This window comes from Bradyrhizobium sp. SEMIA (genome assembly GCF_014844175.1).
In the GTDB taxonomy this organism is placed as follows: domain Bacteria; phylum Pseudomonadota; class Alphaproteobacteria; order Rhizobiales; family Xanthobacteraceae; genus Bradyrhizobium; species Bradyrhizobium arachidis.
The window spans coordinates 5,198,743-5,224,409 of the sequence record NZ_CP046601.1; the positions used below are offsets into that span (position 1 = coordinate 5,198,743).

At 65.0% G+C, this 25,667-nt stretch carries 14 protein-coding genes, 3 pseudogenes and 1 riboswitch; of the genes and pseudogenes, 7 read left to right on the top strand and 10 right to left on the bottom strand.

What is annotated here, in order from left to right:
- Window positions 1-26: 26 nt before the first annotated feature.
- Window positions 27-2,450 carry a TonB-dependent receptor gene (locus tag FOM02_RS25330; RefSeq protein WP_063631286.1) on the bottom strand — a complete coding sequence of 808 codons (2,424 nt, stop codon included), beginning with the start codon at window positions 2,448-2,450 and terminating at the stop codon, window positions 27-29.
- A 125-nt stretch (window positions 2,451-2,575) separates the two neighbouring features.
- A riboswitch (cobalamin riboswitch) is annotated at window positions 2,576-2,784 on the bottom strand.
- Between the two features lie 238 nt (window positions 2,785-3,022).
- Between FOM02_RS25330 and FOM02_RS25335 the strand changes: the two genes are divergently transcribed.
- The 5 genes from FOM02_RS25335 to FOM02_RS25355 all read left to right on the top strand — a co-directional run bounded on the left by FOM02_RS25335 (window position 3,023) and on the right by FOM02_RS25355 (window position 7,221).
- Window positions 3,023-3,493 (top strand): DUF2147 domain-containing protein, encoded by a 471-nt coding sequence (locus FOM02_RS25335; RefSeq protein WP_027558786.1) that lies wholly within the window; start codon window positions 3,023-3,025, stop codon window positions 3,491-3,493.
- A 187-nt stretch (window positions 3,494-3,680) separates the two neighbouring features.
- Window positions 3,681-4,511 (top strand): oxidoreductase, encoded by an 831-nt coding sequence (locus FOM02_RS25340; RefSeq protein WP_027558787.1) that lies wholly within the window; start codon window positions 3,681-3,683, stop codon window positions 4,509-4,511.
- An 8-nt stretch (window positions 4,512-4,519) separates the two neighbouring features.
- On the top strand, window positions 4,520-5,536 hold the full coding sequence (locus FOM02_RS25345; protein ID WP_027558788.1) for an AraC family transcriptional regulator: 1,017 nt from the start codon (window positions 4,520-4,522) through the stop codon (window positions 5,534-5,536).
- A 122-nt stretch (window positions 5,537-5,658) separates the two neighbouring features.
- Window positions 5,659-6,507: an SDR family NAD(P)-dependent oxidoreductase gene (locus FOM02_RS25350; RefSeq protein WP_027558789.1), complete on the top strand. Its 849-nt coding sequence runs from the start codon at window positions 5,659-5,661 to the stop codon at window positions 6,505-6,507.
- A gap of 63 nt (window positions 6,508-6,570) precedes the next feature.
- Window positions 6,571-7,221, top strand: a complete 651-nt coding sequence (locus FOM02_RS25355; RefSeq protein WP_051377989.1) for a class I SAM-dependent methyltransferase — start codon at window positions 6,571-6,573, stop codon at window positions 7,219-7,221.
- A gap of 134 nt (window positions 7,222-7,355) precedes the next feature.
- On the opposite strand, the gene FOM02_RS25360 is transcribed toward FOM02_RS25355, so the two are convergent.
- The 4 genes and pseudogenes from FOM02_RS25360 to FOM02_RS25375 form a co-directional block, all read right to left on the bottom strand.
- Window positions 7,356-7,604: a hypothetical protein gene (locus tag FOM02_RS25360; RefSeq protein WP_141262966.1), complete on the bottom strand. Its 249-nt coding sequence runs from the start codon at window positions 7,602-7,604 to the stop codon at window positions 7,356-7,358.
- A gap of 190 nt (window positions 7,605-7,794) precedes the next feature.
- Window positions 7,795-8,380 (bottom strand): annotated as a pseudogene (locus FOM02_RS25365) (DUF1254 domain-containing protein).
- Window positions 8,377-8,955: a DUF1214 domain-containing protein gene (locus FOM02_RS25370; protein ID WP_027558791.1), complete on the bottom strand. Its 579-nt coding sequence runs from the start codon at window positions 8,953-8,955 to the stop codon at window positions 8,377-8,379. The pseudogene FOM02_RS25365 and the gene FOM02_RS25370 overlap by 4 nt, the downstream one beginning before the upstream one ends.
- A 9-nt stretch (window positions 8,956-8,964) precedes the next feature.
- Window positions 8,965-11,256, bottom strand: a complete 2,292-nt coding sequence (locus FOM02_RS25375) for a transglycosylase domain-containing protein (protein WP_027558792.1) — start codon at window positions 11,254-11,256, stop codon at window positions 8,965-8,967.
- Between the two features lie 292 nt (window positions 11,257-11,548).
- Between FOM02_RS25375 and FOM02_RS25380 the strand changes: the two genes are divergently transcribed.
- Complete coding sequence (locus FOM02_RS25380) at window positions 11,549-12,064, top strand: YcgN family cysteine cluster protein (RefSeq protein ID WP_092217131.1); 516 nt, start codon at window positions 11,549-11,551, stop codon at window positions 12,062-12,064.
- Window positions 12,065-12,217: 153 nt separating this feature from the next.
- Window positions 12,218-13,801 carry an MDR family MFS transporter gene (locus FOM02_RS25385; RefSeq protein WP_027558794.1) on the top strand — a complete coding sequence of 528 codons (1,584 nt, stop codon included), beginning with the start codon at window positions 12,218-12,220 and terminating at the stop codon, window positions 13,799-13,801.
- A gap of 104 nt (window positions 13,802-13,905) precedes the next feature.
- On the opposite strand, the pseudogene FOM02_RS25390 reads toward FOM02_RS25385, so the two are convergent.
- The 5 genes and pseudogenes from FOM02_RS25390 to FOM02_RS25415 form a co-directional block, all read right to left on the bottom strand.
- A pseudogene (locus FOM02_RS25390) lies at window positions 13,906-15,611 on the bottom strand (alpha/beta hydrolase).
- Window positions 15,612-15,632: 21 nt separating this feature from the next.
- Window positions 15,633-18,225, bottom strand: a pseudogene (locus tag FOM02_RS25400) (GAF domain-containing protein).
- A gap of 147 nt (window positions 18,226-18,372) precedes the next feature.
- A complete protein-coding gene (locus FOM02_RS25405; protein WP_027558796.1) occupies window positions 18,373-20,862 on the bottom strand; it encodes a GAF domain-containing protein in 2,490 nt (829 codons plus the stop codon).
- A 94-nt stretch (window positions 20,863-20,956) separates the two neighbouring features.
- A complete protein-coding gene (locus FOM02_RS25410) occupies window positions 20,957-22,612 on the bottom strand; it encodes a thiamine pyrophosphate-requiring protein (RefSeq protein WP_265442204.1) in 1,656 nt (551 codons plus the stop codon).
- Window positions 22,613-22,699: 87 nt separating this feature from the next.
- Complete coding sequence (locus FOM02_RS25415) at window positions 22,700-25,636, bottom strand: ATP-binding protein (protein WP_051377987.1); 2,937 nt, start codon at window positions 25,634-25,636, stop codon at window positions 22,700-22,702.
- Window positions 25,637-25,667: the final 31 nt, after the last annotated feature.

The following is a 25,667-nucleotide window of genomic DNA, read 5'->3' on the forward strand; positions in this document are numbered from 1 at the left end:
CATCCTCGATGCTGCCCCAGCGTTCCTCACCATCGGAACGAAGCCGCCACTTCATAGCTACGCGGCGCGCCGAGGATGATCTCGTCGGCGTAGCCCGGGTCGCCCCAGGCCGCATAGCGCTTGTTCGTCAAATTCCTGACCCGGAATGAAATCCGCGTCCGGTCCACCCCCGGGAAGTACGCTTTCGGGATGTCGACGAATGCGAACGCATCGAACGTGGTGTAGGCATTCATGACGAGCAGATTGTCCTGGAAGTTGAAGCGGTCGCCGACGTGACGCATCAGGCCCCCGATCTCGACCGGCAGCGTCGTGTCGAACCGGTACGAGGCGCCGGCATTGGCGATGAAGTTCGGCACGTTGGGCGGCGTCTTGCCTGAATAGGACTGGAATACGCCATTGCCATCGACATAATTGAAATCGATGAAGCGCGACTGCACGAAGGCGACGTTGCCCCACAGTTTCAGGCCGGCGGCCGGGTTGATCGCCGCCGCAATCTCGATGCCCTTGGATTCGATCTTGCCGGCGACGTTGAAGACGATGCCGCTCTCCGGGACGTAGACGTTCTTGCGCTGGATGTCGAAGGCCGAGAACGTGGCCTCGGCCCGCTTGTCGGCCGATAGCACCTTGACGCCGGTCTCGTAGGTGCGCGACGTCGTCAGCAGGAGCGGCACGGACGGTGCGAGGATGAAGATGTTGGCCACCGTCGGGTCTGCCGCGGTCGCGTATTGGCTGTACAGCATCACGCCCGGGGTGATGTCCCAGGTGTAGCCGACGCGGCCGGTGACGGGATTGAACGTCGTCGAGAAGGGATACCCCTTCGCGGACTCCAGCGTGCCGTCGGGGAAGAAGCGGGTCCGGTCCAGCTTGATGTCCTCGAACCGGATGCCGCCGATCAACGCGAAGGTCGAGGTCAGCTTGAGCCGGTCCTCGAACGACAACGAGGCGGTGTTGACGCGGGTGTAGATCTTCTCGTCGCTGCGAGGGCCGTAGGGCCCGCGGTCGGGATTGAGCAGGTCGACGTAGTCGTTGAAGAACAGCGTGTCCTGCGAGACGTTGAACTGGTTGTTGCTCGCCGCCACGGTCGCGACGAAGCGGTTGTCCATTCCGCCAATGCTGGAATTGACGGTGAGGTCGGTGATGTTGCCGTAGAGCCGCTGCGCGTGATCCAGCGCCAGGCGCTCGCGATAGATGCTCTGCGCGCCGGCGAAGTTGCCGACAGTCTGGTCGAACGACGAGATCTCGTTGTTGAACCAGTGCCGGTGCGCGTCATAGCCGTAGACTTGGCTGCGCAGCGAGATGCTGTTGGTGATGTCCCATTGGAAGCCGCTGCGCAGCCAGAGCTCACTGGCGCCGCTGTGATTGTCGAGCACGTTGTAACTCGTGGTCAGCGTACGCGCGTCGATCGTCGGCGGGACTGGCGTGCCGCCGCCGAGGTAATAGTTGCTCCAGACCCCCGAGACGATGCCATTCGTCGGCACGATGCCCGGCCCGTTCGCCGGTACGATCGGCGTGCCCCAGTAGAAGCGGTCCTTGTCCTGCCTGTATTCGGCTGCGCCCCAGACCTTCAGGCTATCGTTGACGCGATAATTCAGCTGGCCCGAGACATTGCTGAGCCTGGAGTAGCTGTCCTCGATGAAGCTCTTGTCGTTGAAATGGCTGATGTCGAAGCGGTAGTCGAGGCCATCGATCAGCGTAGAGCCGCCCGAACCATAACCGGCGCGATAGCCGTTGAAGGAATCGTAGGAGGTGAAGGCTTCGTTGACGATCGGACCGGTATGCGGCGCTTTGGTCACGTAGTTGACGGCGCCGCCGGTTGCGCCAAGACCTGCCACCAGCGAGTCCGGTCCCTTGATGATCTCGACCTGCTGCAGGCCCGCGACATCCATGGGACGGCCGGTCATGGTCGACGGCCCGATCGGAATGCCGTTGTAGAGGGTGTTGAGCTGATCGCCGGAAAAGCCGCGCATCGAGAAGATCGCTGGTGCCCCGGGCGCATCGCCGCCAGTCACGCCGACTGCCGCCTTTGCGACGTCGGTGGTGGTCCGGATGCCCAGGTCCTGCATGGTCTGCTGGCTGATGACCTCGACGGTCGCCGGCGTCTCCCGGGCCGAAATGCCGAGGCGAGAGGAGACCCCGGCGACGGCGGCGGTGTTCAACGGTGTCGTGTCGCCGGCGGGCGGGTTGGTGGGCCTTGCAGCGATCGGTGCTGTCGGTCTTCGCCCCGTGGCCCGGCGGGCGGTCCGAGGCTTTTGGTTGCCCGGGCTGATTGCAGGCGCCGTCCTCGGTGTGGACGGGGAGACAGTCACTGGACCGATCTCCACGGGCGGCTTGTCACGGTCCACGCTCTGCGCGATCGCAGCCGCCGACAGCGACACGGAAGAGAGCAGGGAGATCAGGAAAACACGTGAATAGCCTGGCGCAACGCCGGCACGAGAATGAAGAGTTTGCACGACAACGCTCTGCGGCGACGCAAATAAACTGTCACCGCGGTTGCCTTAGTCATCTACCTTCGCCCCAGGCGGCAGATGCAGCGGCTACTTGTCCGACATCGGGGCACCCCGCCCAATGCGTTCGCGCGTGACTCATGGCTGGCAGCAGGTTTCCTGGCTCGCGGGTCATCGCCTTCGACCGCCTTCCCAGAGGCCCGAACGGGGCTCCAGTGGTTCGTTTGGTCGTCGGCTATCCGCCTACAGTTGCGGGGGCAGCCGCGGAATTGTCCGTCGAGACGGACGCACCGCATTCCCTTGAATAGTCCTTGCGGACACTACCGATCATGAAACTGGCAGCTGGCGATGAAGCCGTCAATATCCGAAGGGGACCCGTCGATTGGCCCGACCTTCGATAATGGCCATGTGTGGCTGTTTTGCCCGACCATCCAAATTCGCGCCGGCATCGATTGGCGCGCGGCGCAATTCCGCTGGCGCCTTCTGCCGCTGCAAACGCTGTTCCCGAAATCTAGAGACATTTGCGAGACCTGCGAGCGCTTCGATCGCTCGCCCAACCGCAAACCAAGGAACGCACCATGCAAACGTCGCTTCACTCCCGTCGATCCGCCATCTTCCTGCTGATGGCAGCCGTGAACATCGGACAGATTTCGATGGCGCACGGCGAGGTGCCAGTCCCCGATGCGATCGTCGGGACATGGGAGGCGGACGACGGCACGGTGAAGCTCGACATGTTCAGGAGCGGAACGGAATTCCAGGCGCGCATGCTCTACGGCAACGAGATCGTGGAGGCGGACAACGTGACCTTCAAGAAGGACGCCAAGAACCCCGATCCCGCGCTGCGTGCGCGGTCGCTGAAGAACATTGTCTTCATCGCCGGCTTGCGCTGGGAGGATGGCGAGTGGGGCGGCGGCACGATCTATGACGCCTCGTCCGGCCGCACCTACAACTGCAAGGCCACCGTCAAGGACGGCAAGATGCACCTCCGAGGCTATCTCGGGCTGCCCGCGATGGGACAAACCCGCACATTCCACCGCGCTCGCGGCTGAACGGATTTCCGCCAGGCCCGAACTGTCTTGCCAAAGCGCGGTCGCTGGTACCGCGCTTTTTCTTGGGAATACAGCGGCCCAAATCGGTCGTCAGGATTGGCGTGTTATGCAAGTCTATTGGCGCGCTTGGTCAGTCAATTCCTGCCACGGAGGCCGCAGGATAAGACAGGAACGAAGAGAGGTTGAAATGTTCGACAAGTCGAAGAGAACGGCGCTCGTCACCGGAGCGTCCTCCGGCATGGGCAAGGAAATCGCAAGGCGTCTTATCAAGGACGGATTCCAGGTCTTCGTCGCCGCGCGGCACGTCGACAAGATGGATGATCTCGTCGAGCTCGGGGCGAGGTCCCTGAGAATGGACATTTCGAGCGAGTCCGACATCCAGGCGACGGTCGATGCCATCCTGCGCGAGGTGGATGGCGTCGATGTGCTCGTCAACAACGCCGGCTTCGGCCTCTACGGTCCCGTCGAGGAGGTCGGCATCGACGAAGCGCGTTACCAGTTCGAGGTGAACCTGTTCGGCGCCGCTCGCCTGACGCAGCTTCTCTTGCCGAAGATGCGCGAAAAGCGCGCAGGCACGATCGTCAACATCACCTCGATGGGCGGCAAGATCTACACCCTCCTGGGTGCCTGGTACCATGCGACCAAGCATGCGCTGGAAGGCTGGTCCGATTGCCTGCGACTTGAACTGGCTCCGTTCGGCATCAAGGTCGTCGTCGTCGAGCCCGGCCTGATCGAGACGGGATTTGGCGATGTGGTTGCCAATGGCCTGCTCAAACGATCGGGTGGAGGTCCTTACGCCAAGCTGACGCAGGCCGTCGCGAAATCGACCCGTGCGGCTTATGGACAGGGACGCGGCACCAATCCAAGCGTCATCGCCGGCGTCGTGTCCAGGGCCGTGAAGGAGCCAAAGCCGCGCACCCGCTACGTTGCGGGTAAATATGCCTTGCCCATGATCAAGATTCGCGAATGGTTCGGCGACCGCCTGTTCGACCGCGTGATCATGAGCCAGATGCGCTAGGATTGTTCATGAGTGGTACAGCGGCAGACAGATGCAAGGTCCCCCGAGCCTTTTGGCAGGCCGTTGAACATATCGGCGTGCCGCCGGCCGTGCTGTTGCGGCAGGCGAAACTGCCGGCGACCTTGCACCTGAACGAGCAGGGGCAGGTCACCACAGTGCAATATTTTGCGCTCTGGAGAGCGCTGGAGGAGCTGAAGCCGGAGCCGGGGCTCGGCTTGATGCTGGTCCAGAGCGTCGAGACGGCGGTGCATCCGCCGTCGAGCCTCGCTGCGTTCTATGCGAGGGATTATCGCGACGGATTGCTCCGCATTGCGCGCTTCAAGCGGCTGTGCTCGCCCGAGCAGCTGCAGGTCAGGGAAGGCGAGGACGAGTGCGTTGTCGCGGTGGAGTGGCCGTATGCAACTGATCCGGAGCCCGCGATTTCGACCGACGTGACCTTTGCCTCGCTGGTCGAGCTCGGACGTCGTGGGACCGGACAGCACCTGACGCCGAAGCGGGTGGAGCTGGTTCGTCCTCGTCCCAAGAGCGACGTCCACCAGAAATATTTCGAATGCCAGATCCGCTATGGCGCGGCACGAAACCTGCTGGTCCTGAAATCCGCAGACCTCGATCGTCCGTTTCCCGGGCACAACAAGGAACTCCTCGAAATCCTGACGCCGGCATTGGCGTCCGCCCTGGGCGAGCTGGAAGCGCGCAGCTCCGTCAGGGAGCAGGTCAAGGTCGTCCTGAAGCGGAGCCTTGCGAGCGGGCGGCCCGAATTGTCCGACGTGGCGCGCGATCTCGGCTTGAGCGAGCGAACCCTTCAGCGCCGCATCACCGACGAAGGTGCGAGCTTCCGCGAGCTTCTCGTCGAGGCGCGTCAGGAGCTCGGGCGGCAACTCCTGTCGGATCCCACCGCCGACATCGACGAGGTCGCATGCCTCCTGGGCTATCAGGACGCAAGCTCCTTCTATCGCGCTTTCCGCTACTGGGAAGGCGTGACGCCGAGCCGCTGGCGCGAGCTGCATGGCAACAAGATTCACTGACGGTTGCTGCGCCCTTTTTGGCGCCTGCGGCAACTTCGTTGGCGCACCTCGTCACTGTCGATCGAGGCCAGCGAGGATAGGACTTGCCGAGTAAGTCCAACTCAATCCATCGAGGATATCGCATGTCTGGCAAAGTCTGGTTCATCACCGGGGCATCCCGCGGCTTTGGTCGCATCTGGGCGGAGGCTGCGCTCAAGCGCGGCGACAAGGTGGCTGCCACCGCCCGCATCCTGGCTGACGTGGCTGATCTCTCGGAAGCTTACGGCGATGCCGTGCTGCCGATGGCCCTGGACGTGACCAATGCCCACGCGGTGCAGAATGCCGTGAGCCGGGCTCACGCGCATTTCGGACGGCTGGACGTCGTGCTCAACAACGCAGGCTACGCGCTGGTCGGGGCGATCGAAGAGGCGCTCGAGGCCGATGTCCGCGCCGAGTTCGACACGAATTTCTTCGGCACGCTGCGCGTCATCCAGGCCGCGCTTCCCTTGCTGCGACGGCAGGGCGGCGGCCACATCATTGGCGTGTCGAGTGTTGCGGGCATCGTCGCCGGGCCCATCACCGGGTTCTACAACGCCTCGAAATTCGCCATCGAAGCTCTCCATGAAAGTCTGGCCCAGGAGGTCAAGGACCTCGGGTTGAAAGTCACGCTGCTCGAGCCTGGCGCCTATGCGACGGGGTTCGCCAGCACGGCCTCGCTCAGGATTTCGCCCGTCATCAATGCCTACAGCAACACGCGGGCGGAGGTATTTGCCGCCGGCGCCAAGCTTGCTTTTGGCGAACCGGAGGCGACGGCCGATGCGATCCTGAAGATCGTCGACGCCGAGAATCCGCCATTGCGGTTCTTCGTCGGCACCGAAGGTCTGCCGCGCGCCCGCTCTGCCTATGCCGATCGCCTCGCGACGTGGGAAGCGTGGGAATCCCTCTCCAACGCTGCTCAGGGCGAGGCGAGAGAACACAACATCGCATCTTAGTCGCACCAGCCCTTTTCTCGACAGGCCCGTCTGCTCCTTGCGAGCGGGAAACAGAGGATCGCAATGAACGCTACCGCAGTTGCAGACTTCTTCCAGTTCTTCCGCTCGTACCTGTCCAATCCCTGGCAGGTCTCCGCCATCGCGCCATCAGGCCAGTCACTGGCGCGCCTGATGACGCAGGAGATCATGCCGGGGACCGGGCCGGTGATCGAGCTGGGGCCTGGCACCGGTATCTTCACCAAGGCGCTGCTCCGGCGCGGCGTCGCGGAGCGCGACCTGCTGCTGATCGAATATGGTTCGGATTTCGTCCGCCTGTTGCAGGAGCGCTTCCCAAGAGCGCGTGTGCTCTGGATGGATGCGCGCCAGCTCGCCCAATACGAGCCGTTCGTGGCACCGGCCTCTGCCGCCGTCAGCGGCCTACCGCTTCTGTCGATGTCGCCGCGCAAGGTGATCGCGATCCTGACGGGAGTCTTCCGCCACATGCAGGAGGGCAGCACGCTCTATCAGTTCACCTACGGACCTCGCTGCCCGGTGCCGCGGCCCATTCTTGACCGTCTCGGGCTGAAGGCGAGCCTGGTCGGCCGGACCGCGCTCAATCTTCCGCCGGCATCCGTTTATCGCATCCGGCGGCGTCCGCGCCTCCGGGGCGGGGGCGACGTCGACGAGCAAGCTCGGGACGTTACGTCCTGGAGATCGCTCCGTGCTCCCAAATGAAAACACCCGCAGCGGATTGCTCCGTGCGGGTGTGACGAACTCTCGATGATGCCATTATGCCCGTGTTTTGCCCGACGTGTCAAACTCACCGAAAGGCGCTGCCCTTTCAGTTTTGAGGCGTCAGCTCAGCGGACTTACTGTCGGGCTGCGCCACTGGCTCCCGGGATCTGTCCTCCGAACTTCGACGAGCCGGTGCCGCTGACGCTCGTCGGCCCGCCCGCCGTCCCGTTCGGGTCGGTACGTGCAGCCGTCCTTCCGGGACCGTGCATCATGTTCATTGAGTTGAACCAGCCGTGATGATGATGGCGTTTGGCGCTGTGGGCCGAGGCATAGCCGGTCGAGCAGGCCAGGACCATCGCTAAAGCAAGGGTTGCTGTTTTCATCGGTGTTTCCTCCAGTTGAGGAAACTGCGGAGGCAGGCGACTGTTCCTCAGCTGTTGCGCCGAACCGATGTTTTGCACCGAAACGTCAACGGCTTCGCCGCAAGCACAGGGCATGGGCCGGAAAGCGGCCTTCTACTGTGCATGGGGTTGTTTTTGGACTCTGTTTTGAGCTGGCCGAAACAGCCGCGCGTCAGCGCCGTCCGCGCGGCGCCTCGGCCTTGGCCGGCGGCTCGGTCTGCGGCGCGCAGGTTGCGGTCTGGAGCGAGGCCTGCGCCTGCGGCATCAGGCCGGGCTCGGCGGCGAGCGCCTTCATCACGATCAGGCCGGTGGTGCTGGGAGAGTCGATGATCAGGCGGTCGGCGGCGGTGACCTCTTCGTCCTCGGGCAGGCTCGTTGTGCTGCGCTTCGGTCATCAGGTCGAGCTCGATCACCTTCTTGCCCGCCGAGCGGTCGTTGATGGCGTAATAGGCGATCTCGTTGCGGGTGTAGAACGACACCGACGTATAGGCCTGGCTCACCGGCACCGTCAGCTTGAGCGGGCCGCCCGCGAGGTCATAGCGGCAGATCGCGATCGCAAACGCCGGGTCCATGAACGGCATCGGCGAGGTCTGCGGATCGGCGAGGGGAAGCTGGGTGACGCCGTTGAGCTTGGTCATCGGCGTCAGCCGCGAATAGGCGTCCTGCGTCGCGATCCGCGGCAGCGCCAGCACGCTGACGAGATGGACCACGAGGCCCAGCACCACGCCCGCGACGATCGTGAACAAGAGGCGGATCATGAGCAGCCCACCGTCTTGATGGTGGGCATCGGCGCATCGCGCTGGGTGCGGGTGGCAACGCCGACCGGCGTGTCGTAGAGGCGCAGCATCAATGCGTAGCGCTCAATGCCGCCGGTCGGCAGCCAGTTGCCGGCGCGCGAGCGCGAGGCGATGCGGATCTCGAACGAGCCGTCGGACGACCGCACGATCTCCTGGCTGGTGAAGCCGTAGCGCTGGAGCGAGTTGGCGACGAGGTGGCCCTTGCGATCATAGAGCGTCAGCGTCCAGAACCGCGCCGGCGGCGTCACGCCGGAGACGACGACGTCGCAGCGGCCGTCGAGCGCCTTCTTCTTGTCGTCCGCGGTCGCGGTGAAGGCGACGCCGTCACCGGTGCCGATCGGCAGCTCGCCGTTGCGCACGATGGTGGCGCGCGAATAGGGATCGACGTCGGCGGTGCCGGTGCGCGGGCGCGCGGTCCACGGGCCGATCGTCAGCGCGCCGATCTCGGTGCCGCGCGTCGTCGTCATCCAGGTCGCGCCCAGGCCCACCACGGTTGCGAGCAGAAGCGCCGTCAATGTGATCAGGATCAGCCGCACGGACGTCGATCAGTTCTTGCGCGGGCCAGATGCGTTCGCATTCTCTTCCGCATAGTTCTGCGGGAAGGCGAGCGCGCTCGTCGACGGCGACGGCCTGGCCTGCTTGCTGTCGTCGGCCGCCGATTTGTTCGCGGTCTTGGCGGCGTCGTCGAGCAGCTTCTCGACGCGCACAAGGATGTCGGCGCCGCGCTTGGTCAGCACCGGCGGCGGACCGGGCTTGGTCTCCAGCACTTTCGGCGCCGCGCTGGCCTGCGCGTTCGCATCCTTCGGCTGCGGCGGCAGCTTCTGGCCCATGCCGATGCCGGGAATCTCCCGGACCTCGACGCCCTGATGCGCCGCGACCATGATGTCGTGCCAGGTCTGCGCCGGCAGCGAGCCGCCGGTCATGCGGTTGGTCGGCGAGTAGTCGTCATTGCCGTACCAGACCGCGCAGGTGAAATTGCCGGTGTAGCCGACGAACCAGGCGTCGCGATACGCATTGGTCGTGCCGGTCTTGCCGGCGGTCGGAATGCCGTCGAGCGCGGCGCGGCGCGCGGTGCCTTCGCTCACCACGTGGCTCATCATGCCGGCCATGTCAGCGGCGATGTTCGGCGGAATAGCCTGCTTCGGCTTCGGCCCGTCGCGGTCCCAGCGCCAGACGAGGTCGCCGGCGCCGGTGCGCACCTCCAGCACCGAATGCGGCGTCACCGACTTGCCGCGGTTCGGGAAGGTCGCGTAGGCGACGGCGTGCTCGAGCACGGTGACTTCGTCCGAGCCGATCGGCAGCGACGGCGTGTCGGGCAGCGGCGCCTTGAGGCCGAACCGGCGCGCGACCTCGACGATCTTGGCGCGGCCGATCTTGGCCGGGTTCGGCGCCTTCGGCTGTTCCTTCTGGCCGATCGCGATCGACAGCTTCACCGGCACGACGTTGATCGAGCGCGTGATCGCCTGCGTCAGCGTCACTGAACCTGAATAGGAATGGCCGTAGTTCTGCGGGCACCAATTGCCGATGCAGACCGGGCCGTCGACCACGATCGAGTTCGGCGTGAAGCCGTTCAGCAGCGCGGTGGTGTAGACGTAGGGTTTGAACGAGGAGCCCGGCTGGCGATAGGCGTCGGTAGCGCGGTTGAACTGGCTCGCGCCATAATCGCGGCCGCCGACCATGGCGCGGATGCCGCCGTCGAGATCGGCGACGACGGTTGCGGCTTGCGTCGCGTGATAGTCGCGGCCGAACTGGCGCAGCTGGTTCTCGATCGCGTCTTCCGCGGCCTTCTGCACGTTGGCGTCGATCGCGAGGCGAACGACGAAGACGCGCTCGGTGTAGGACTTCGGGAACGTATCGACCAGCTTGCGCATCTCGTCGAAGGCGTAGTCGAGATAGTAGTTCGGCGAAGCCTCGTCGCGGCGGTCGACGGCGAAGGCGGGGTTGCGGCGGGCGCCGAACACCTGGCCCTCGGTCATGAAGCCGGCATCGACGAGGTTGTCGAGCACGACGTTGGCGCGGGCGCGGGCGGCCGGCAGGTTGATGTGCGGCGCGTATTTCGTCGGCGCCTTGAACAGGCCGGCGAGCATCGCAGCCTCCGCCAGCGTCACGTCGCGCGCCGACTTGTTGAAATAGAAGTGCGCGGCGCCGTCGACGCCGAACGTGCCGCCGCCCATATAGGCGCGGTCGAGATACAGCTTGAGGATCTCGTTCTTGGTCAGGCGCCATTCCAGCCAGACCGCGAGGAAGGCTTCGTTGATCTTGCGCTCGATGGTGCGCTCGTTGCTCAGGAACAGGTTCTTGGCGAGCTGCTGCGTGATCGAGGAGCCGCCCTGGCGGACGCCGCCGGCCTGGGCGTTGGTGACGAGCGCGCGGGCGGTGCCGGCGATGTCGATGCCGAAATGGTCGTAGAAGCGGCGGTCCTCGGTTGCGAGCGTCGCCTTGATCAGCACGTCCGGAAAATCTTCCAGCGGGATCGAATCATTGTGCTTGATGCCGCGGCTGCCGATCGGGTTGCCGTACCGGTCGAGGAACGACACGGCGAGGTCGGACTTCTTCAGCCAATCCTCGTCCGCGGTCTCGCGGAAGGCGGGGATGGCGAGCGTGAGCAGCAGCACGAGCCCGCCGAGCCCGAGGGTCGCGGCCTCCGATAGCGGCTCGATGAACACCCAGCGCTTCCACCGCCCGACATAGAAGCGGTCCATGAAGGTCGAGTAGCGCTCATAGAGCTCGCGGATGCCCTTGGCCGAGGAGAACAGCGAGGAGTCGATGCGCGCATCGAGGTCCAGGAAGAAATTCCGGACCTTGCTCTTCCAGTTGGATGGTGTGTTCTGGACCACCTAGAACCCTTGAGGCTCGGTACGATAGCGTTCAAGCACCCGGCCGGGGCGGCGCCGAGACGTCTTGAGGGAATGTTGCGGCAAACCCAAGGCGCCCGGCAAGCGTCCGAGGGACTTGTTGTTCCTTCTAGCCGAGCATGGCCTATAAACCAATGGTCAGGCTCGCTATTTTGAACAACAGGCCTAATTGACCCCGGTTCATTACGGGCCTTGAGAGGGGCTTGCTTGCAGCACCCTGGCTGCACGCCCTAGATGGCGTTAGCCGTAGCTCTTTCGAACCTTGTTGAGGCGCATGACCGCAGCTCCCAAACGACCTTCCGGCCAGGAAGGATTCTTCTGGAAAACCAAGACGTTGGAAGAGATGTCTGGGGAGGAATGGGAAAGTCTGTGCGACGGCTGCGGCCGCTGCTGCCTGAACAAGCTCGAGGACGAGGACACCGGCCAGATCTATTTCACCCATGTCGGCTGCAAGCTGCTCGATGCCGGCACCTGCGCCTGCAAGGACTACCCGAATCGATCCGCCAAGGTTCCCGACTGCGTCCGCCTGACCCCGGCCAATGTCCGTACCCTGAATTGGCTGCCACCGAGCTGCGGCTACAAGCTCGTCGCGGAAGGGCGCGACCTCTATTGGTGGCATCCTTTGGTTTCCGGCGATCCCAACACCGTGCATGAGGCCGGCGTCTCCGTGCGCGGCCGGGTCGAGGGCAGCGAAGAGGACATCCCGGACGAGGAGCTCGAGGACCACATCGTGCAATGGCCGGCCGTGCTGCCGAAACGGGCACGCCTGAAGCGACGCCCGAAGGACTGATCCGCCGCGCGCGGGATCACATGTTCGGGATGGCCCCCGTGCGGGATGCACCCATGCGCCGCGGTGCCTGCCTGGGAAGGATTTTGCTCTCTACATTGCTTGCATAGAACGAATCCTTCGCGGCGTTGTGCCGCCACACCACGTCCGATCGAGATGAACAAGTTCGACCGGCAGAGCAGTTCTGCCGACATCCAGGCGTTGCCCGACGATATCGCCGAAGAGCTCTCCCGCCTTCCGAGCGAGGTCATCAGCGTCGATGACGCGCCGTCCATCTCGCCGCCCGCGGCGCTGACCTCGGACGAGGTCCGCACCATCGTCATCAGCCTGATGTTGACGATGTTCCTGGCCGCCCTCGATCAGACCATCGTCGCGACCGCGCTGCCCACCATCGGGCGCCAGTTCCAGGACGTCTCGAACCTGTCCTGGGTCATTACCGCCTATTTGCTCGCCTCGACCGCCGTTGCGCCGGTGTTCGGCACCTTGAGCGACATCTACGGCCGCAAGGCCATGATCATCACCTCGCTCAGCCTGTTCGTCGCAGGCTCGATCCTCTGCGCGATCGCACCGAACATGCCGATGCTGATCCTGGCGCGCGGCCTGCAGGGGCTCGGCGGCGGCGGCATCATGCCGGTCGTGCAGACCGTAATCTCCGACGTCGTGAGCCCGCGCGAGCGCGGCCAATACCAGGCCTATTTCTCCAGCGTATGGATGGTCGGCGGCATTTTGGGCCCGGTGATCGGCGGTGTGTTCGCCGAACATCTGCACTGGTCGATGATTTTCTGGATCAATCTGCCGCTCACGGCCGCCGCCCTCGCGCTGCTGCTGCCGAAGATGAAGAAGATCCCGGTATTCCACCGCAAGCGCGAGGTCGACTGGCTTGGCGGCGTGCTGCTGATGGCCTCCGCGGTTGTCTTCATGCTGGTGCTGACCTGGGGCGGCACGCGCTTTCCCTGGCTGTCGCCGACCGTGCTTGCGATGGTCGGCGGTGCGGTCGCGCTCGCCGTCACCTTCGTCTGGCACGCGCGTCGCGCCGACGAGCCGTTCCTGCCTTTGCCGCTGCTCGGCGGATCGGTCGCGCCTTACGGGTTGGCGGCCGGTGGCTGCGCGCTCGGTGCGATCACCGGCCTCACGGTCCAGCTGCCGCTCTATTACGAGTCGGTCTATCACCTCAGCGCCAGCGAAGCGGGCCTTGCGCTGATCCCGCTCGCGGCCGTCTCGACCTGCGGCGCGGCGATCGCCGGCCGCACCATGGCGCGCGCCAAGCACTATAAGCGCGTCGCCATCATCGGCACGTCCTGGGCTGCGCTGTGCGGCCTTGGCCTCACACTCACGACATTGCCGCTCTGGGCATTACTGACATTCATGGCCGCGTTTGCGCTCGGCCTCGGCACGACCTTCCCGGTCTGCGTGGTCTCGCTGCAGAATTCCGTCGCCCGTCCGCAGGTCGGCACCATCACCGGCGCGCTGAACTTCTTCCGCTCGCTGATGTCCTCGTTCACGGTCGCAGCCTTCGCCGCGATCCTGCTGATCGCGCTCGGTGCCGACATTCCGCTCGCCGGCGAGCACCACGCCGCTGCCGGCGTCGTGATTCCCACCGAGGACATGCGGCACGCGTTCCGCTACGTCTTCGGCGCCGCCACCGCGCTGATGGCCGGCGCCGCGTTCTGCCTGATCATGATGGAGGAGCGGCCGCTCGCCGGTCCCTCCGTTACCAAGCATGTGGAGATGGCGGAGTAGGGACCTAAAGCGCGATGAGATCAGGATGAATCGTCATCGCGCTTTAGGTTGTTGTTTGCGCATGATCTTTCGGAAAACCGCTTCGCACTTTTCCGGATCATGCGTTAGCCGCCGCGATCGGCATAGGGGTCTTCGTCCGAACCGCCCGCGGTAGGCTGCCGTGCTCTTGCCGCAAGATGGCTCTTGAGCCGTGCCAGCGCATCGGGGGACCAATCATGGACATCCGTGACCGCGACCCAGGCATCGACGTAATGCTCTGGCGCGTAGACGTGGCCAAAGCCCATCGGCGTATTGGTCGCGACCGCCATATCGAGGGCAAGCTGCAGCATCGTCACGATCGGATACCATCGCAGCTCCGGTGAGACGTCCGGCCCGCGCGGTGCGCTCATCCAGGCCGGGGCCTGAAAGGCATCGCGGTAGGCGAAGAACGTGATCGCGTCGCTGGCATATTGCAGATAGACGACGCGCATCGGACCCCATGGTGCATCCGGCGGCACCGTCGGTCCATTCTGATTCATGAAGCGCACGAAGCGGCCGTCGCGGAATTCGGGCAGCCAGGCCGGCGAGCCCGGATTGCGGTTCGCCGTGATCGAGCGCCAGATGCGGCTCTCGAACGGCGGTCCGCTCCACAGCGCACCGGCGATGGGATCGCCGATCGTCTCGAACAGCTCGGCGGATTTCTCCGAGTTCAGGGCGCCGAGGCTGAGCCCGTGCAGATACAGCTTCGGCCGCTTGTCTGTCGGCAGCGTCGTCCAGTAGCCGTAGATTTCCGCGAACAGAGCGCGAGCAGCCTCCGCGCCGTATTCGGGCTGAAACAACAGCGACAGCGGGCTGTTGAGGTAGGAGTACTGCATGGCGACGCTGGCGACGTTGCCATGGTGGAGATATTCGACCGTGTCCATCGCCGACGGATCGATCCAGCCGGTGCCGGTCGGCGTGATGACGACGAGAACGGCACGGTCAAAACCGTGCTGCCGCTTGAGCTCGTCGAGCGCAAGCCTTGCGCGGGCTTGCGCCGTGCCGGCGCCGCCGAGGCCGACATAAACCCGCACGGGCTCCTGCGCGGCCTGTCCCGTGGCGGCGCTGATCTCGGCAGCGCGCGGGCCCGAAGCGATGAAGCGTCGCCCCGTGCGTCCGAGCTCTTTCCATTTCACCAGTGATGCCGCACCTCCTGTTCGATTGGGATCGGTCGGCTGCGGCCGCTCGGGCTCGAACAAGGCGTCGAATTCACGGAAGGATGAATCGAGCGCGTTGAACGCCACGCGGATCAGGACATTGTTGGCGATCGACCAGAACAGCAGGCCTGCGACGAGCACGCCGATGACGTTGGCGACCTTCCGGGGGATGACGCGCTCCGTGCGCGCAGCGAGGACGCGCGCGACAAGCGCGAACAGCCGCCCCAGCACCAGCAGCACCACGAACGTGATCAGGGCGACAGCGCAGACCTTGAGCGGATGCGCGGTCTCGACCGGCGGCATCTTCATCACGGTGCGGATCGAATTCTGCCATTCGGCGCGCGCCACAGATAGATGACGACGACGATCAGGCAGCCCGTCGCGACCAGTGCATTGGCGCCTGACCGCAGGCGCGGCGAAGGTTCGGGCAGCTCGAGATAGTGCCACAGCCAGCGCCAGAGATTGCCGGCGAGGTAGCCGATCGCAAAGCAGCCGCCGGCGAGGGCGCCTTGCGTGAGATAGCTCCGCGGCACCAGCGTCGGCGTCAGCGCGCCTGCGAAGAACAGGGCGCCCAGCATGAGGCCGACGCCGGACAGCGAGAGCAATTGTCGCCGAATGAACCGCGCCAGAGTCATGAAGGCCCCTTCCGATCGCCGCTACCCTTTGCCGGTATCCGGGAAGCTGCTCTTGCGCGGCAGCAGGATCGTGAACTCCGTGAACTTCCCGGCTCCGTCGCGACGTCGATGGTGCCGCCATGCTGCTTCACCACGATGTCGTGGCTCATCGACAGGCCGAGGCCGGTGCCTTCGCCAGCCGGCTTGGTGGTGAAGAACGGATTGAACATCTTCGCCTTCACCTCGTCGGGGATGCCGATGCCGTTGTCGCGGATGCGGATCTCGATGTGGTCGCCGCGATCGTGCGTGGTGGCGGTCACGATCGGCTCGTAGTCGCCAGAGCCATTGTCCATCTTGCGCCTGGTCACCGCATAAAACCCGTTCGAGATCAGGTTTAGCAGCACCCGCGTGATCTCCTGCGGAAACACGTCGGCTTGCCCGGCCGCCGGATCGAGCTCGCGTTTCATCGTGACGTCGAACTGCGGCTTCTCGGCGCGCGCGCATGATAGGCGAGGTTGAGGCTCTCCTCGACCAGGGCGTTGATGTCGCTCAGTCGATGCTCGCCGCTGCCTTCGCGCGAATGCAGCAGCATGTTCTTGACGATGGAGTCTGCGCGCTTGCCGTGCTGCACGATCTTTTGCAGATTGTCCTTCAACATGCCCGTCAATTCATCGACTTCGTCGCGGATTTTGTCGGCGAGGCTGGCTGCCTTCAGAATATCGTTGAGTTCGTTCGTCAACTCCGATGACAGTTCGGCAAAGTTATTGACGAAGTTGAGCGGGTTCTTGATCTCGTGCGCGATGCCGGCGGTGAGCTGGCCGAGCGAGGCGAGTTTCTCGGTCTGGATCAGTCGGTCCTGCGCGGTACGGAGGTCATCGAGCGAGGCGGCAAGTTCTTTGGTGCGGGCCTGCACCTCGTCGAAGAGGCGTACATTCTCGATCGCGATGACGGCCTGGTCGGCGAAGGTCTGCACCAGTTCGATCTGCCGGTCACTGAAGGGCCGGACGGTCTTGTGGCCAAGAAAGAGCACGCCAGTCGGCTGGCCGGAGCGGAGCAACGGCACGCCGAGAAGTGTACGATACCCGGCCACCCTCTGTTGTTCGGGAAAGGCGTATTCCGGGTCGGCCAGCACGTCGGGAATTTGCACGGCCTTGCCGGTCAGCAGCACACGTCCGACCACGCTGCCCCTGCCCGGGCCGAGGCGAAGGGTTTTTGATACGCGTTCCCATTCCGGCGAGAAATTGTGTCGGGTGGCATGATAATAAGCCCCGTCGGATACCTGCCGCGTGATTGCCGCCATGTCGGCACCGCAAAGGCGCGCGGCAGATTCGGTCAGCGTACTGAGCACGGTTTCGAGGTCGAAAGCCGAGCGGCTGATCACCTTGAGCACGTCTGCAGTCGCAGTTTGCTGTTGCAGCGCTTCGGTCAAATCCTCGGTGCGTTGGCGCAATTCTCGGAGCAACCGCGTGTTCTCGATCGCAACGACCGCCTGGGCAGCAAATTGCTGCAGGAGCGCGATCTGCTTTTCGGAAAAGCGCCGGTTCTCCTGCCGGAAGATCATGACGTTGCCGACCACTCGCTGGTCTTTCAGCAGCGGCACCGCGAGCACGCAGCGCGCGCCGCCGAGATCGACCAGCGCCCGACGGTTCGGTTCTCCGCTGCGATAGGCGTCCGACTCGAGCAGGTCGGCGATTTCGACGAACGCTTCACCCTTCAAGAGGCGCGCGGGCGCGGTGGCCGGACCATAGCTGAGTGGCATCTGGCGCCGGTGCTCATCGTAGGCGGGCGGCAGGCCGTAAGTGGCCGCTGTGTGGAAGTGCGCTCCATCGTAGGTGTTGAGCACGCCGAAACTGGCGGCGCAGAGTTGCATTGCCCTGCTCAGCAAGGCGTCGAATACCGGCGCGAGGTCGCCGGCCGATCGGCTGATGACGCTCAGCACCTCCGATGTCGCGGTCTGTTGCTCGAGTGCTTCGGTAAGCTCGTGCGTCCGCGCCTGCACTTCGTTAAAGAGCCGCGCGTTCTCGATCGCGATCACGGCCTGATCCGCAAAGCTCTGCTGCAGCGCGAGTTCTTCCGGCGTGAATGGCAACAATCTGTCGCGGTAGACGATCAGTGCGCCGACCGCCGTTCCTTCCTGACGCAGCGGCGTGCCGCACATGGTGCGCGTTCCGGCCGCGCGGGCGTGGGGCAGGCCGGGCCAATCGGCCATCGAGGGATCGATCTGGTCGAGGTTTGGGATGTGAATTTGCCGATTCTCCGCCACCACGGTGCCTGGGAGGTTCGGGCCGCCAATGCGGAGCGTCGCTGACGGAACGGCAGAACGGACGCGGCCCGAGGTCTCACCATAGCCGATGGCCTGCGTCCACTCGCCGTTTTCGGCCAGCCGGATGGAGACGCTGGGTGCCCCGAACAGAGCTCCGCAGGTCTCGGCGATCCGTTGCAACGACCGCGCCGCGTTGCCCCGGGTGCTGCCGATGGTCCCCAGGATTTCCGCGCTCGCCTTCTGGCGCTCACGTGACAGGTCCAGTTCGGACTGCAGGCGGTCGTTCTCGGCGATGCCCGCCTGCAATCGCTGCTCGAGTTCGGTGATCTTTGCATTGAGCTCGGTCGCTACGTCCTGCGGAAGCGCAGTCATCCTGAAATCCATATTGCCCAAAGCCTGGCGGCGCTGGGCTCAAACCCTTGTCAGGAGCTCGATTATTTCACCCCGAAATCGAGGGGGCCAGCGATATTCTTACGGAAAGACGGGCGTCGGAGATATCGGCGGAACGGTATCTCGCGGTCAGGGGGAGTCCTTGCCTCCGTCCGGGAAGCTGCTCTTCCGCGGCAGCAGGATCGTGAACTCCGTGAACTTGCCGGGCTCCGTCGCAACGTCGATCGTGCCGCCATGCTGCTTCACCACGATATCGTGGCTCATCGACAGTCCAAGGCCGGTGCCTTCGCCGGCGGGCTTGGTGGTGAAGAACGGATTGAACATCTTCGCCTTCACTTCGTCGGGGATGCCGATGCCATTGTCGCGGATGCGGATCTCGATGCGGTCGCCGCGGTCGCGGGTGGTCGCCGTCACCACCGGCTCGTAACCGGCGGCGCCGGTGTCCGCCTTGCGCCTCGTCACCGCATAAAATCCGTTCGAGACCAGGTTCAGCAGCACCCGCGTGATCTCCTGCGGGAAGACGTCGGCGGAACCTGCCGCCGGATCGAGCTCGCGTTTCACCGTCACGTCGAACTGCGGCTTCTCGGCGCGCGCGCCGTGATAGGCGAGGTCGAGGCTCTCTTCGACCAGCGCGTTGATGTCGCTCTCGCGATGCTCGCCGCCGCCTTCGCGCGAATGTAGCAGCATGTTCTTGACGATGGAATCGGCGCGCCGGCCGTGCTGCACGACCTTGCCGAGATTGTCCTTCAAGAGCCCGGTCAGCTCCTCGATCTCGTTGCGGACATCGTCGGCGAGCGGGACCGGCGCCAGCGCCTCGTTGAGCTCGTCGGTCAACTCGGACGAGAGCGAGGCAAAATTGTTGACGAAGTTGAGCGGGTTCTTGATCTCGTGCGCGATGCCGGCGGTGAGCTGGCCGAGCGAGGCCAGCTTCTCGGTCTGGATCAGCCGGTCTTGCGCAGCGCGCAGATCGTCGAGCGATTTGGCGAGCTCGCGCGTGCGATCTTGCACCTCGTTGAACAGGCGGGTGTTCTCGACCGCGATCACGGCCTGGTCGGCGAAAGTCTTGAGCAGGTTGATCGCCTTTTCGGGAAAATGACCAGCCTCAGGCCGCGTCACGCCGATGGTTCCGATCGCAACGCCGTCACGCAGCATCGGCACCACGAGAATGCTGCGATAGCCTCGCGTCCGCGCCAGCTCCTTCATGGCCTCCGTGAGATCGGGCTCGTTCTGCATGTCGCTGCGGAACGCATATTCGCTGCTGGTCGCCACCCGGCTGTGAATGCCCGACGACGACAGTGATGTCGGAAACGAGCTGAGCAAGTCCTCATTGCCGGCCTCGTTGTCGGTGCTGAAGGCGGCCAGATGCAGCATGCCGCCGATCACGCGCGTGACCGCGGTGGAATGCCCGCCGACCAGCACCTTGGCGCTGTCGGAGATGGCCTGGAACACCGGCGTGACGTCGGCCGGCGAGGCCGCGATCACCTTGAGGATGTCGGCGGTCGCGGTCTGCCGCTCCAGCGCTTCCCTGGTGGCGTTGAACAGGCTGACATTCTTGATCGCGATCACGGCCTGGTCGGCGAAGGTCTGAAGCAGCCGGACGTGATGCTCGTCGAACGTTCCTATCGCACGGCGCGTGGCGATGATGACGCCGATGGCCTCGCCCTCGCTCATCAGCGGCGCGAACAGCATGCTGCGATAGCCGCGGGCGCGCGCGATGTCGCGCGCGGCTGGCTCGAGCTCGGTGTCCGGCAGCTGCGCCGCACTGCCGCCCGCCACGAGGCGGTAAGGCGGGAACTGCGCGAACGGCACCGGAAATGATGCCTGGAGCACGCGGTCGCCGGCCGGATCGGTCGGGGTGAAGGCGGCAAGATGCGCTGCGCCGTCGATATAGCGCAGCACCGCGGTGGAGAAGCCGCCGATCAGGCGGTTGGCACTGGCGGCGATAGCGTCGAACACCGGCTGCACGTCGGAGGGCGAGGCGGCCATCACCTTCAAGATGTCCGCCGTGGCGGTCTGCCGCTCCAGCGTCTGCTGCGTCTCGTTGAACAGCCGCGCATTCTCGATCGCGATCACGGCCTGGTCGGCAAAAGTCTGGAGCAGTTGCACGAGATCGGGCGCGAATGCGCCGACCTCGGCGCGGGTGACGCTGATCATGCCGACCGGCGCGCCGCGGTTCATCAGCGGCATGAACAGGACGCTGCGGAAGCCCCGCAGCCGCGCGAGATCGCGGTTGAGCTGCGGGACGTCATCGGCTTCGCTGTCGGGAAACTGGATGGTCTCGCCGCCGCGCACCAGCCCGAAGGTCGGAAACTCCGTGATCTTCCGCGGAAACGAGGCCATCAGTCCCGCGTCCGCCTCCGGGCTCGTCGGCGTATAGGCGACGAGATGCAGCTCGTCGCCGATGAATTGGAGCACGGTGGCGGAGAAGCCGCCGAGCAGGCGTTTTGAGCTGGATGCGATCGCCTCGAACACCGGCCGGGCGTCGGAAGGCGAGGCCGCGATGGTGCGCAGGATCTCGGCGCTGGCGCTCTGGCGGTCGCGCGCGCTCGCAAGCTCGCTGCGCAGCCGGGCGTTCTCGGCGGCGAGTGCATCGGCGACATCGTTGGAAGGGTTGGTCATTCGCATTCCGGCCTGATGCCGCGACCTGCGCGGCACCAGGGCGGATTATCACATCTCCTGCGGCCGGAGCCAGCGCCCGCAGCGAGGCCCGGCCTCACGTGCCCGGCCGCGACACCTCGGTCTCCTTGCTGGTGATGAACTCCAGCAGCACGGGAATGCCTTCCTGCGTCTTCTGGATGCCGCGCTTGATCGCGGGGATGATGTCCTCGGGCCTCGTTACCCGCTCGCCATAGCCGCCGAAGGCGCGCGCCATGGCGGCGTAGTCGCCGGAGATGTCGGTCGAGCGATATTTCTCGGTCGAGACCGGCATCACCTTCAACTCGATCGCCATCGAGAAATTGTTGAGCAGGATCGACATGATCGGGATGCGCTCGCGCACTGCGGTCTCGAAGTCCATGCCGGTGAAGCCGATGGCGGCGTCACCCCAGACATTGATGCAGAGCTTGTCGGGCTTGGCGAGCTTGGCGCCCATCGCGAGCCCCAGGCCATAGCCGAGCTGCGTCGTCTTGCCCCAGCCGAGATAGGTGAGGGGTTCGACCGATCTCCAGAACGGCGAGAGCTGGTCGCGCGGACTGCCGGCATCATGGGTGATGATGGTGTTGTTGATGTCGACGGTGTGTTGCAGGTCCCACAGCACGCGATAGGGGTTGAGCGGCGCGTCATTGCTGGTCAGCTTCGGCATCCATTTCGCCAGCCACTCCTTGTGCGAGGCCGCGATCTCGGCCGCGACCGCGGACGCATCGCGATCCGCGGTGACAGTCTTGCCGATCTCCTCCAGCAGCGCATCGAGCACGAGCCCGGCATCGCCGACGAGGCCGATCTTCGCCTCCACATCCTTGTTGAGATGGTTCGGGTCGAGCGTCGAATGGATGATGGTCTTGCCCTTCGGCATCGCGATGCCGAAATTGGTCTCGGTGAAGGAGCAGCCGATGCCGAAGATGACGTCGGCCTCGGCAAGGAACTTCGGCACCGCGCGCGGCACGGCGAGGCCGCCGGAGCCGAGCGACAGCGGATGCGTCTCCGGAAACGACGATTTGCCGCCGAGGCTGGTCGTGACGGGAATGGCGAGCCGCTCGGCGAGCCGTTTCAGCTGCGGCCAGGCCTGCGCGTAATGCACGCCCTGGCCGGCATAGATCACCGGCCGTTTGGCATTCACGAGCAGGCTTGCTGCCTCCCTCACATGCACCGGGTCGGCGCCGTAGCGGGTGCGCAGCACCGGCGTGTAGTTCAGCGGCTCCGGCACCTCCTCGTTCCACATGTCGGAGGGAATCTCGACGATCACAGGGCCGCCCCGGCCGTTCTTCAGCTTCGTGAAGGCGCGGCGGAAGATGTTGGCGACTTCAGCCGCAAGGATGATCGGCTCGGATGATTTCGCGAACGGCTTCATCGCCTCGCTGGAATTGAAGTTCGGCTCGATATGCGCAAGCCGGCGCTGATAGCCCATCGGCAGCACCAGCACGGGCACGGATTCGCCGTAGCACTGCGCGACGCCGCCCATCGCGTTCTCCGCGCCGGGTCCATGCTGCATGCAGAACGCGCCGATCGTGCGACCCGACGTCACCCGCGAAATCGCATCCGCCATGTGGATGCCGACGCGCTCCTGCCGCACCATCACCGGGCGGATCTCGGCCTTGGCCGCGTGCTCGATCAGGTGGTTGACGGGATAGCCGCAGAGGATCTCGATTCCCTCGCGCCTCATGATTTCCGCAATGGCAGTGCCGAGCTTCATGGCGTCTCTCTCCTCAGGCAGAGGCCGGTTGATCCGGCCGGTTGAGGAGAGAGGATCAGGAATTCGGGGAATGGTAAAGCACGCGCGGAAGGCGCAGCGGTAGGCCAGCTATGCACCGCGAGCGTGCACCGGTCCCTGCTGGCGATAATGGCCGCAGGCGCTCGCCGTCGGCCGCACGCCTCGCAACAGGCGCGAGGGGGCAACCAGGTCTGGCGTCTCGAAGCCCTCGGTGAATGCGTCATAAATCGGGGCGAGCAGTCGGATGGCCCTGGTCTTGCGGCCGGTCGCGATCCAGTGCGCGGCGAGATCGGTGCCGATCCGCAACTGGAATGTCATCGCTCCTATGGCGCGCGCTTCGGTCAGCGCCTGCTGTAGCCGCTGCTCGGCGCGCAACGGCTCGCCGGCGTGGAGAAGGACCGCTGCCTCGACCCTTTGAAGTTCCGACCGGCACCAGCGCTCGCCCTGACGTTCCTGATGGTCGATCGCCCGCGTGATGACCTCGCGCGCCTCCGCGATCCGCCCCTGCCGCAGATAGGCGCGGGCGAGGACCGCGAGATAGCTGCCGATCCGCATCAAGAAGCGACATTCGATCAGCTCGTCGATCGCGGCGCGAATATCCTCCACCGCGCGCGGATCGCCGCGCAAGTCACGAAGGCAGGCGGAGAAATAGCGCTCGACCGGGACCCAGCGCGAGATGCGTTCACGTTCCAGGTTGCGACGCAGCCGCATCGTGAAGCCCTCGAGCGCATCCAGATTGCCGGTTTCGAGCGCGACAGGAAGTGCGGCAAGCCCCAGCGCGTTCGATTGCGACACCCAATGGCCGCCGCGGTCCGCGGCGTCGACCGCGTCGCGGGCCAGCCTCGCCGCGTAGTCGGCTTGCCCTTGCATCCACGCCACGAACGGCAGGTTGAAGCGGACGGTGATGAACCGGTAGACCTCGTTCGCATCCTTGCGCGAACAGCCCTCGGCCAGCGAGTAGGTTGCCGCAAGACGATCCAGCACCGGGCGGCTCTTGCCCAACTCGCCGGCAAAGGCGCGGGCCCAGGCCAAGGCCCGATCCGCTTCGGACGTTGCCGTCAAATCGCGGTCGCGGTCGCGGTCGGCCAGTGCGGTGGCCTCCTCGAGATGGGCTATCGCGCGCGGGATCTGGCCGATCTGCAACAGGTAAAAGGCAAAACCCACCAGCGCACGCTGCTGATACTCGATGCTGCCGGCCCGCCGCGCAAAAGCGATGGCATCTTGCCAGGCAACCTCGTTCTCATTCGACATGTTGCGCGCGTAGAACAGGCTCCATCCGAGGGCGCAGGCGAGCTTTGCCTTCGACAGATCGCCGCAGGCGGCGGTCTTGGCCAAGGCGAGCGCATCCTCCAGCCGCGCCTGCGCTTCCGACAGGATGGAGGTTTCCGACCACAAGGTGATCGCCGCAACTGTGAGCCTGATTCCGAGGGCAGCATCACCTTGTTCGCCGAACGCCCATGACAGCGCAGCGCGCAAGTCGGCGATGCGGCCAAGGTAGCGCTGCGTCCAATCGGCCGGCTCGCGCCAGTTCCACTCCTCCTCGGACCGTTCGAACAGCGCGAGGACGCATTGTGCATGGCGGCGCAGTGCCTGGTCGCAGGCCGGATCGGCCTTGCGCCGTTCGGCGGCATACCGCCGTGTGCTGTCGAGCAGCCGGTAGCGCAGGCTCGCGCCCCGGGCCTGCGCGCTCAACAGCGATTTCGCGACGAGACCGCTGAGGCCCGTGGCGACGTCGACCGGCGAGAGCCCTGCCGCCTCGGCGACGAAAACCGCGTCCTCGGCGTCGAAGGCGTCAGTGAACACCGACAAAAGGCAAAACAGTCTCGCTTCCTTCTGCGACAGCAGACGGAAGCTCCAGTCGATCGTTGCCATCAGGGTCTCATGGCGCGGCGGCGTGCCCTCGGCGCTGGGGGCGCGAAAACCCAGCTTTTGATCGAGCAGCGCCACCAATTCGCGAGGATTGAACCTGCCGATCTGGGCCGCCGCCAGTTCGATCGCCAGCGGAAGGCCGTCGAGCGATTGGCAGATCGAAGCGACGTCCTCGCAATCGTCATCAGCGAACTGATAGTCCGACCATTCGGCGGCGCGGCGGACGAACAGCTGCACCGCCGGGAATCTCAGGGCCTCATCGACGGTCAGGGCGAGCCCGGATCGCGGCGAGGGCAGCGAACCAAGCCGCACGACATGTTCGGTGGCGGTGCCGAGCGGTTCGCGGCTGGTCGCGAGCAGCCTGGATGGCGAGGTGTCCGTCAGGAACTTGCCGGCAAAGATCGTTGCGGCGGGCAGCACATGCTCGCAATTGTCCAGGATGAGCAGCATCTGCCGCGGCCTCAGATAGTCGAGGGCCGCAGCCAGACCGTTGTCCGTATTGCCTCTGATGCCCAGTGCCGTCACCAGGGCTGCGCCGAACAGCGTCGGATCGGAAATTGTCGCGAGGTCGACGAAGCAGACGCCGTCCCGGCAGTGTGGCGCGTAGGCCCGTGCGGCCGCGACGGCCACGGTCGTCTTGCCGATCCCGCCTGCGCCAGCAAGGGTCACGTGCCGGTTGCCGGCCAACAGGTCGGCGATCTCGACGATCTCCGTTTCACGGCCAACGATGCCGCGCAACAATGGCGGATTGGGCAAGGGGAGGGGATCGGCGTGAGCCAGATCGTCCTCGATCTCGCCGATGCTGATTTGCACGTCCGCGATGAACTTGTACCCGCGACGCGCCACGGTCGCGATGTAGGCGGGCTCGATCTGGGTATCCCCCAGCGAGCGCCGCAGGCTCCACATGTTGACCTTGAGATTGCTGTCGTGGAGGAAGGTGCCCGGCCAGGCCGCCGCCATCAGCTCATTCTTGCTGACCAGCTCGCCGCGGCGCTGCACCAGCAGCTGCAAGAGCTCGAATGCACGCCCGCCCAGTTTGACGGGGCGCCCGTCGAGCAGGAGGAGCTGGCGGCTGGGAACCAGTCGGAAGGGGCCGAAGCAGTAGGTGAGCTCCTGCCGGCGTGTGCCCCGTTGCCGTGTCTCCGTGGCAGCCCGCATTGATCATTGCCAATCGATCGAACAGATCGCC

Bases quoted from the DNA above. Each gene is read 5' to 3' on its own strand.
- FOM02_RS25360 (WP_141262966.1), bottom strand. From the start codon at position 7,604: ATGAAAACAGCAACCCTTGCTTTAGCGATGGTCCTGGCCTGCTCGACC.
- FOM02_RS25335 (WP_027558786.1), top strand. From the start codon at position 3,023: ATGCAAACGTCGCTTCACTCCCGTCGATCCGCCATCTTCCTGCTGATG.
- FOM02_RS25355 (WP_051377989.1), top strand. From the start codon at position 6,571: ATGAACGCTACCGCAGTTGCAGACTTCTTCCAGTTCTTCCGCTCGTAC.
- FOM02_RS25405 (WP_027558796.1), bottom strand. From the start codon at position 20,862: ATGACCAACCCTTCCAACGATGTCGCCGATGCACTCGCCGCCGAGAAC.
- FOM02_RS25350 (WP_027558789.1), top strand. From the start codon at position 5,659: ATGTCTGGCAAAGTCTGGTTCATCACCGGGGCATCCCGCGGCTTTGGT.
- FOM02_RS25380 (WP_092217131.1), top strand. From the start codon at position 11,549: ATGACCGCAGCTCCCAAACGACCTTCCGGCCAGGAAGGATTCTTCTGG.
- FOM02_RS25415 (WP_051377987.1), bottom strand. From the start codon at position 25,636: ATGCGGGCTGCCACGGAGACACGGCAACGGGGCACACGCCGGCAGGAG.
- FOM02_RS25385 (WP_027558794.1), top strand. From the start codon at position 12,218: ATGAACAAGTTCGACCGGCAGAGCAGTTCTGCCGACATCCAGGCGTTG.
- FOM02_RS25345 (WP_027558788.1), top strand. From the start codon at position 4,520: ATGAGTGGTACAGCGGCAGACAGATGCAAGGTCCCCCGAGCCTTTTGG.
- FOM02_RS25340 (WP_027558787.1), top strand. From the start codon at position 3,681: ATGTTCGACAAGTCGAAGAGAACGGCGCTCGTCACCGGAGCGTCCTCC.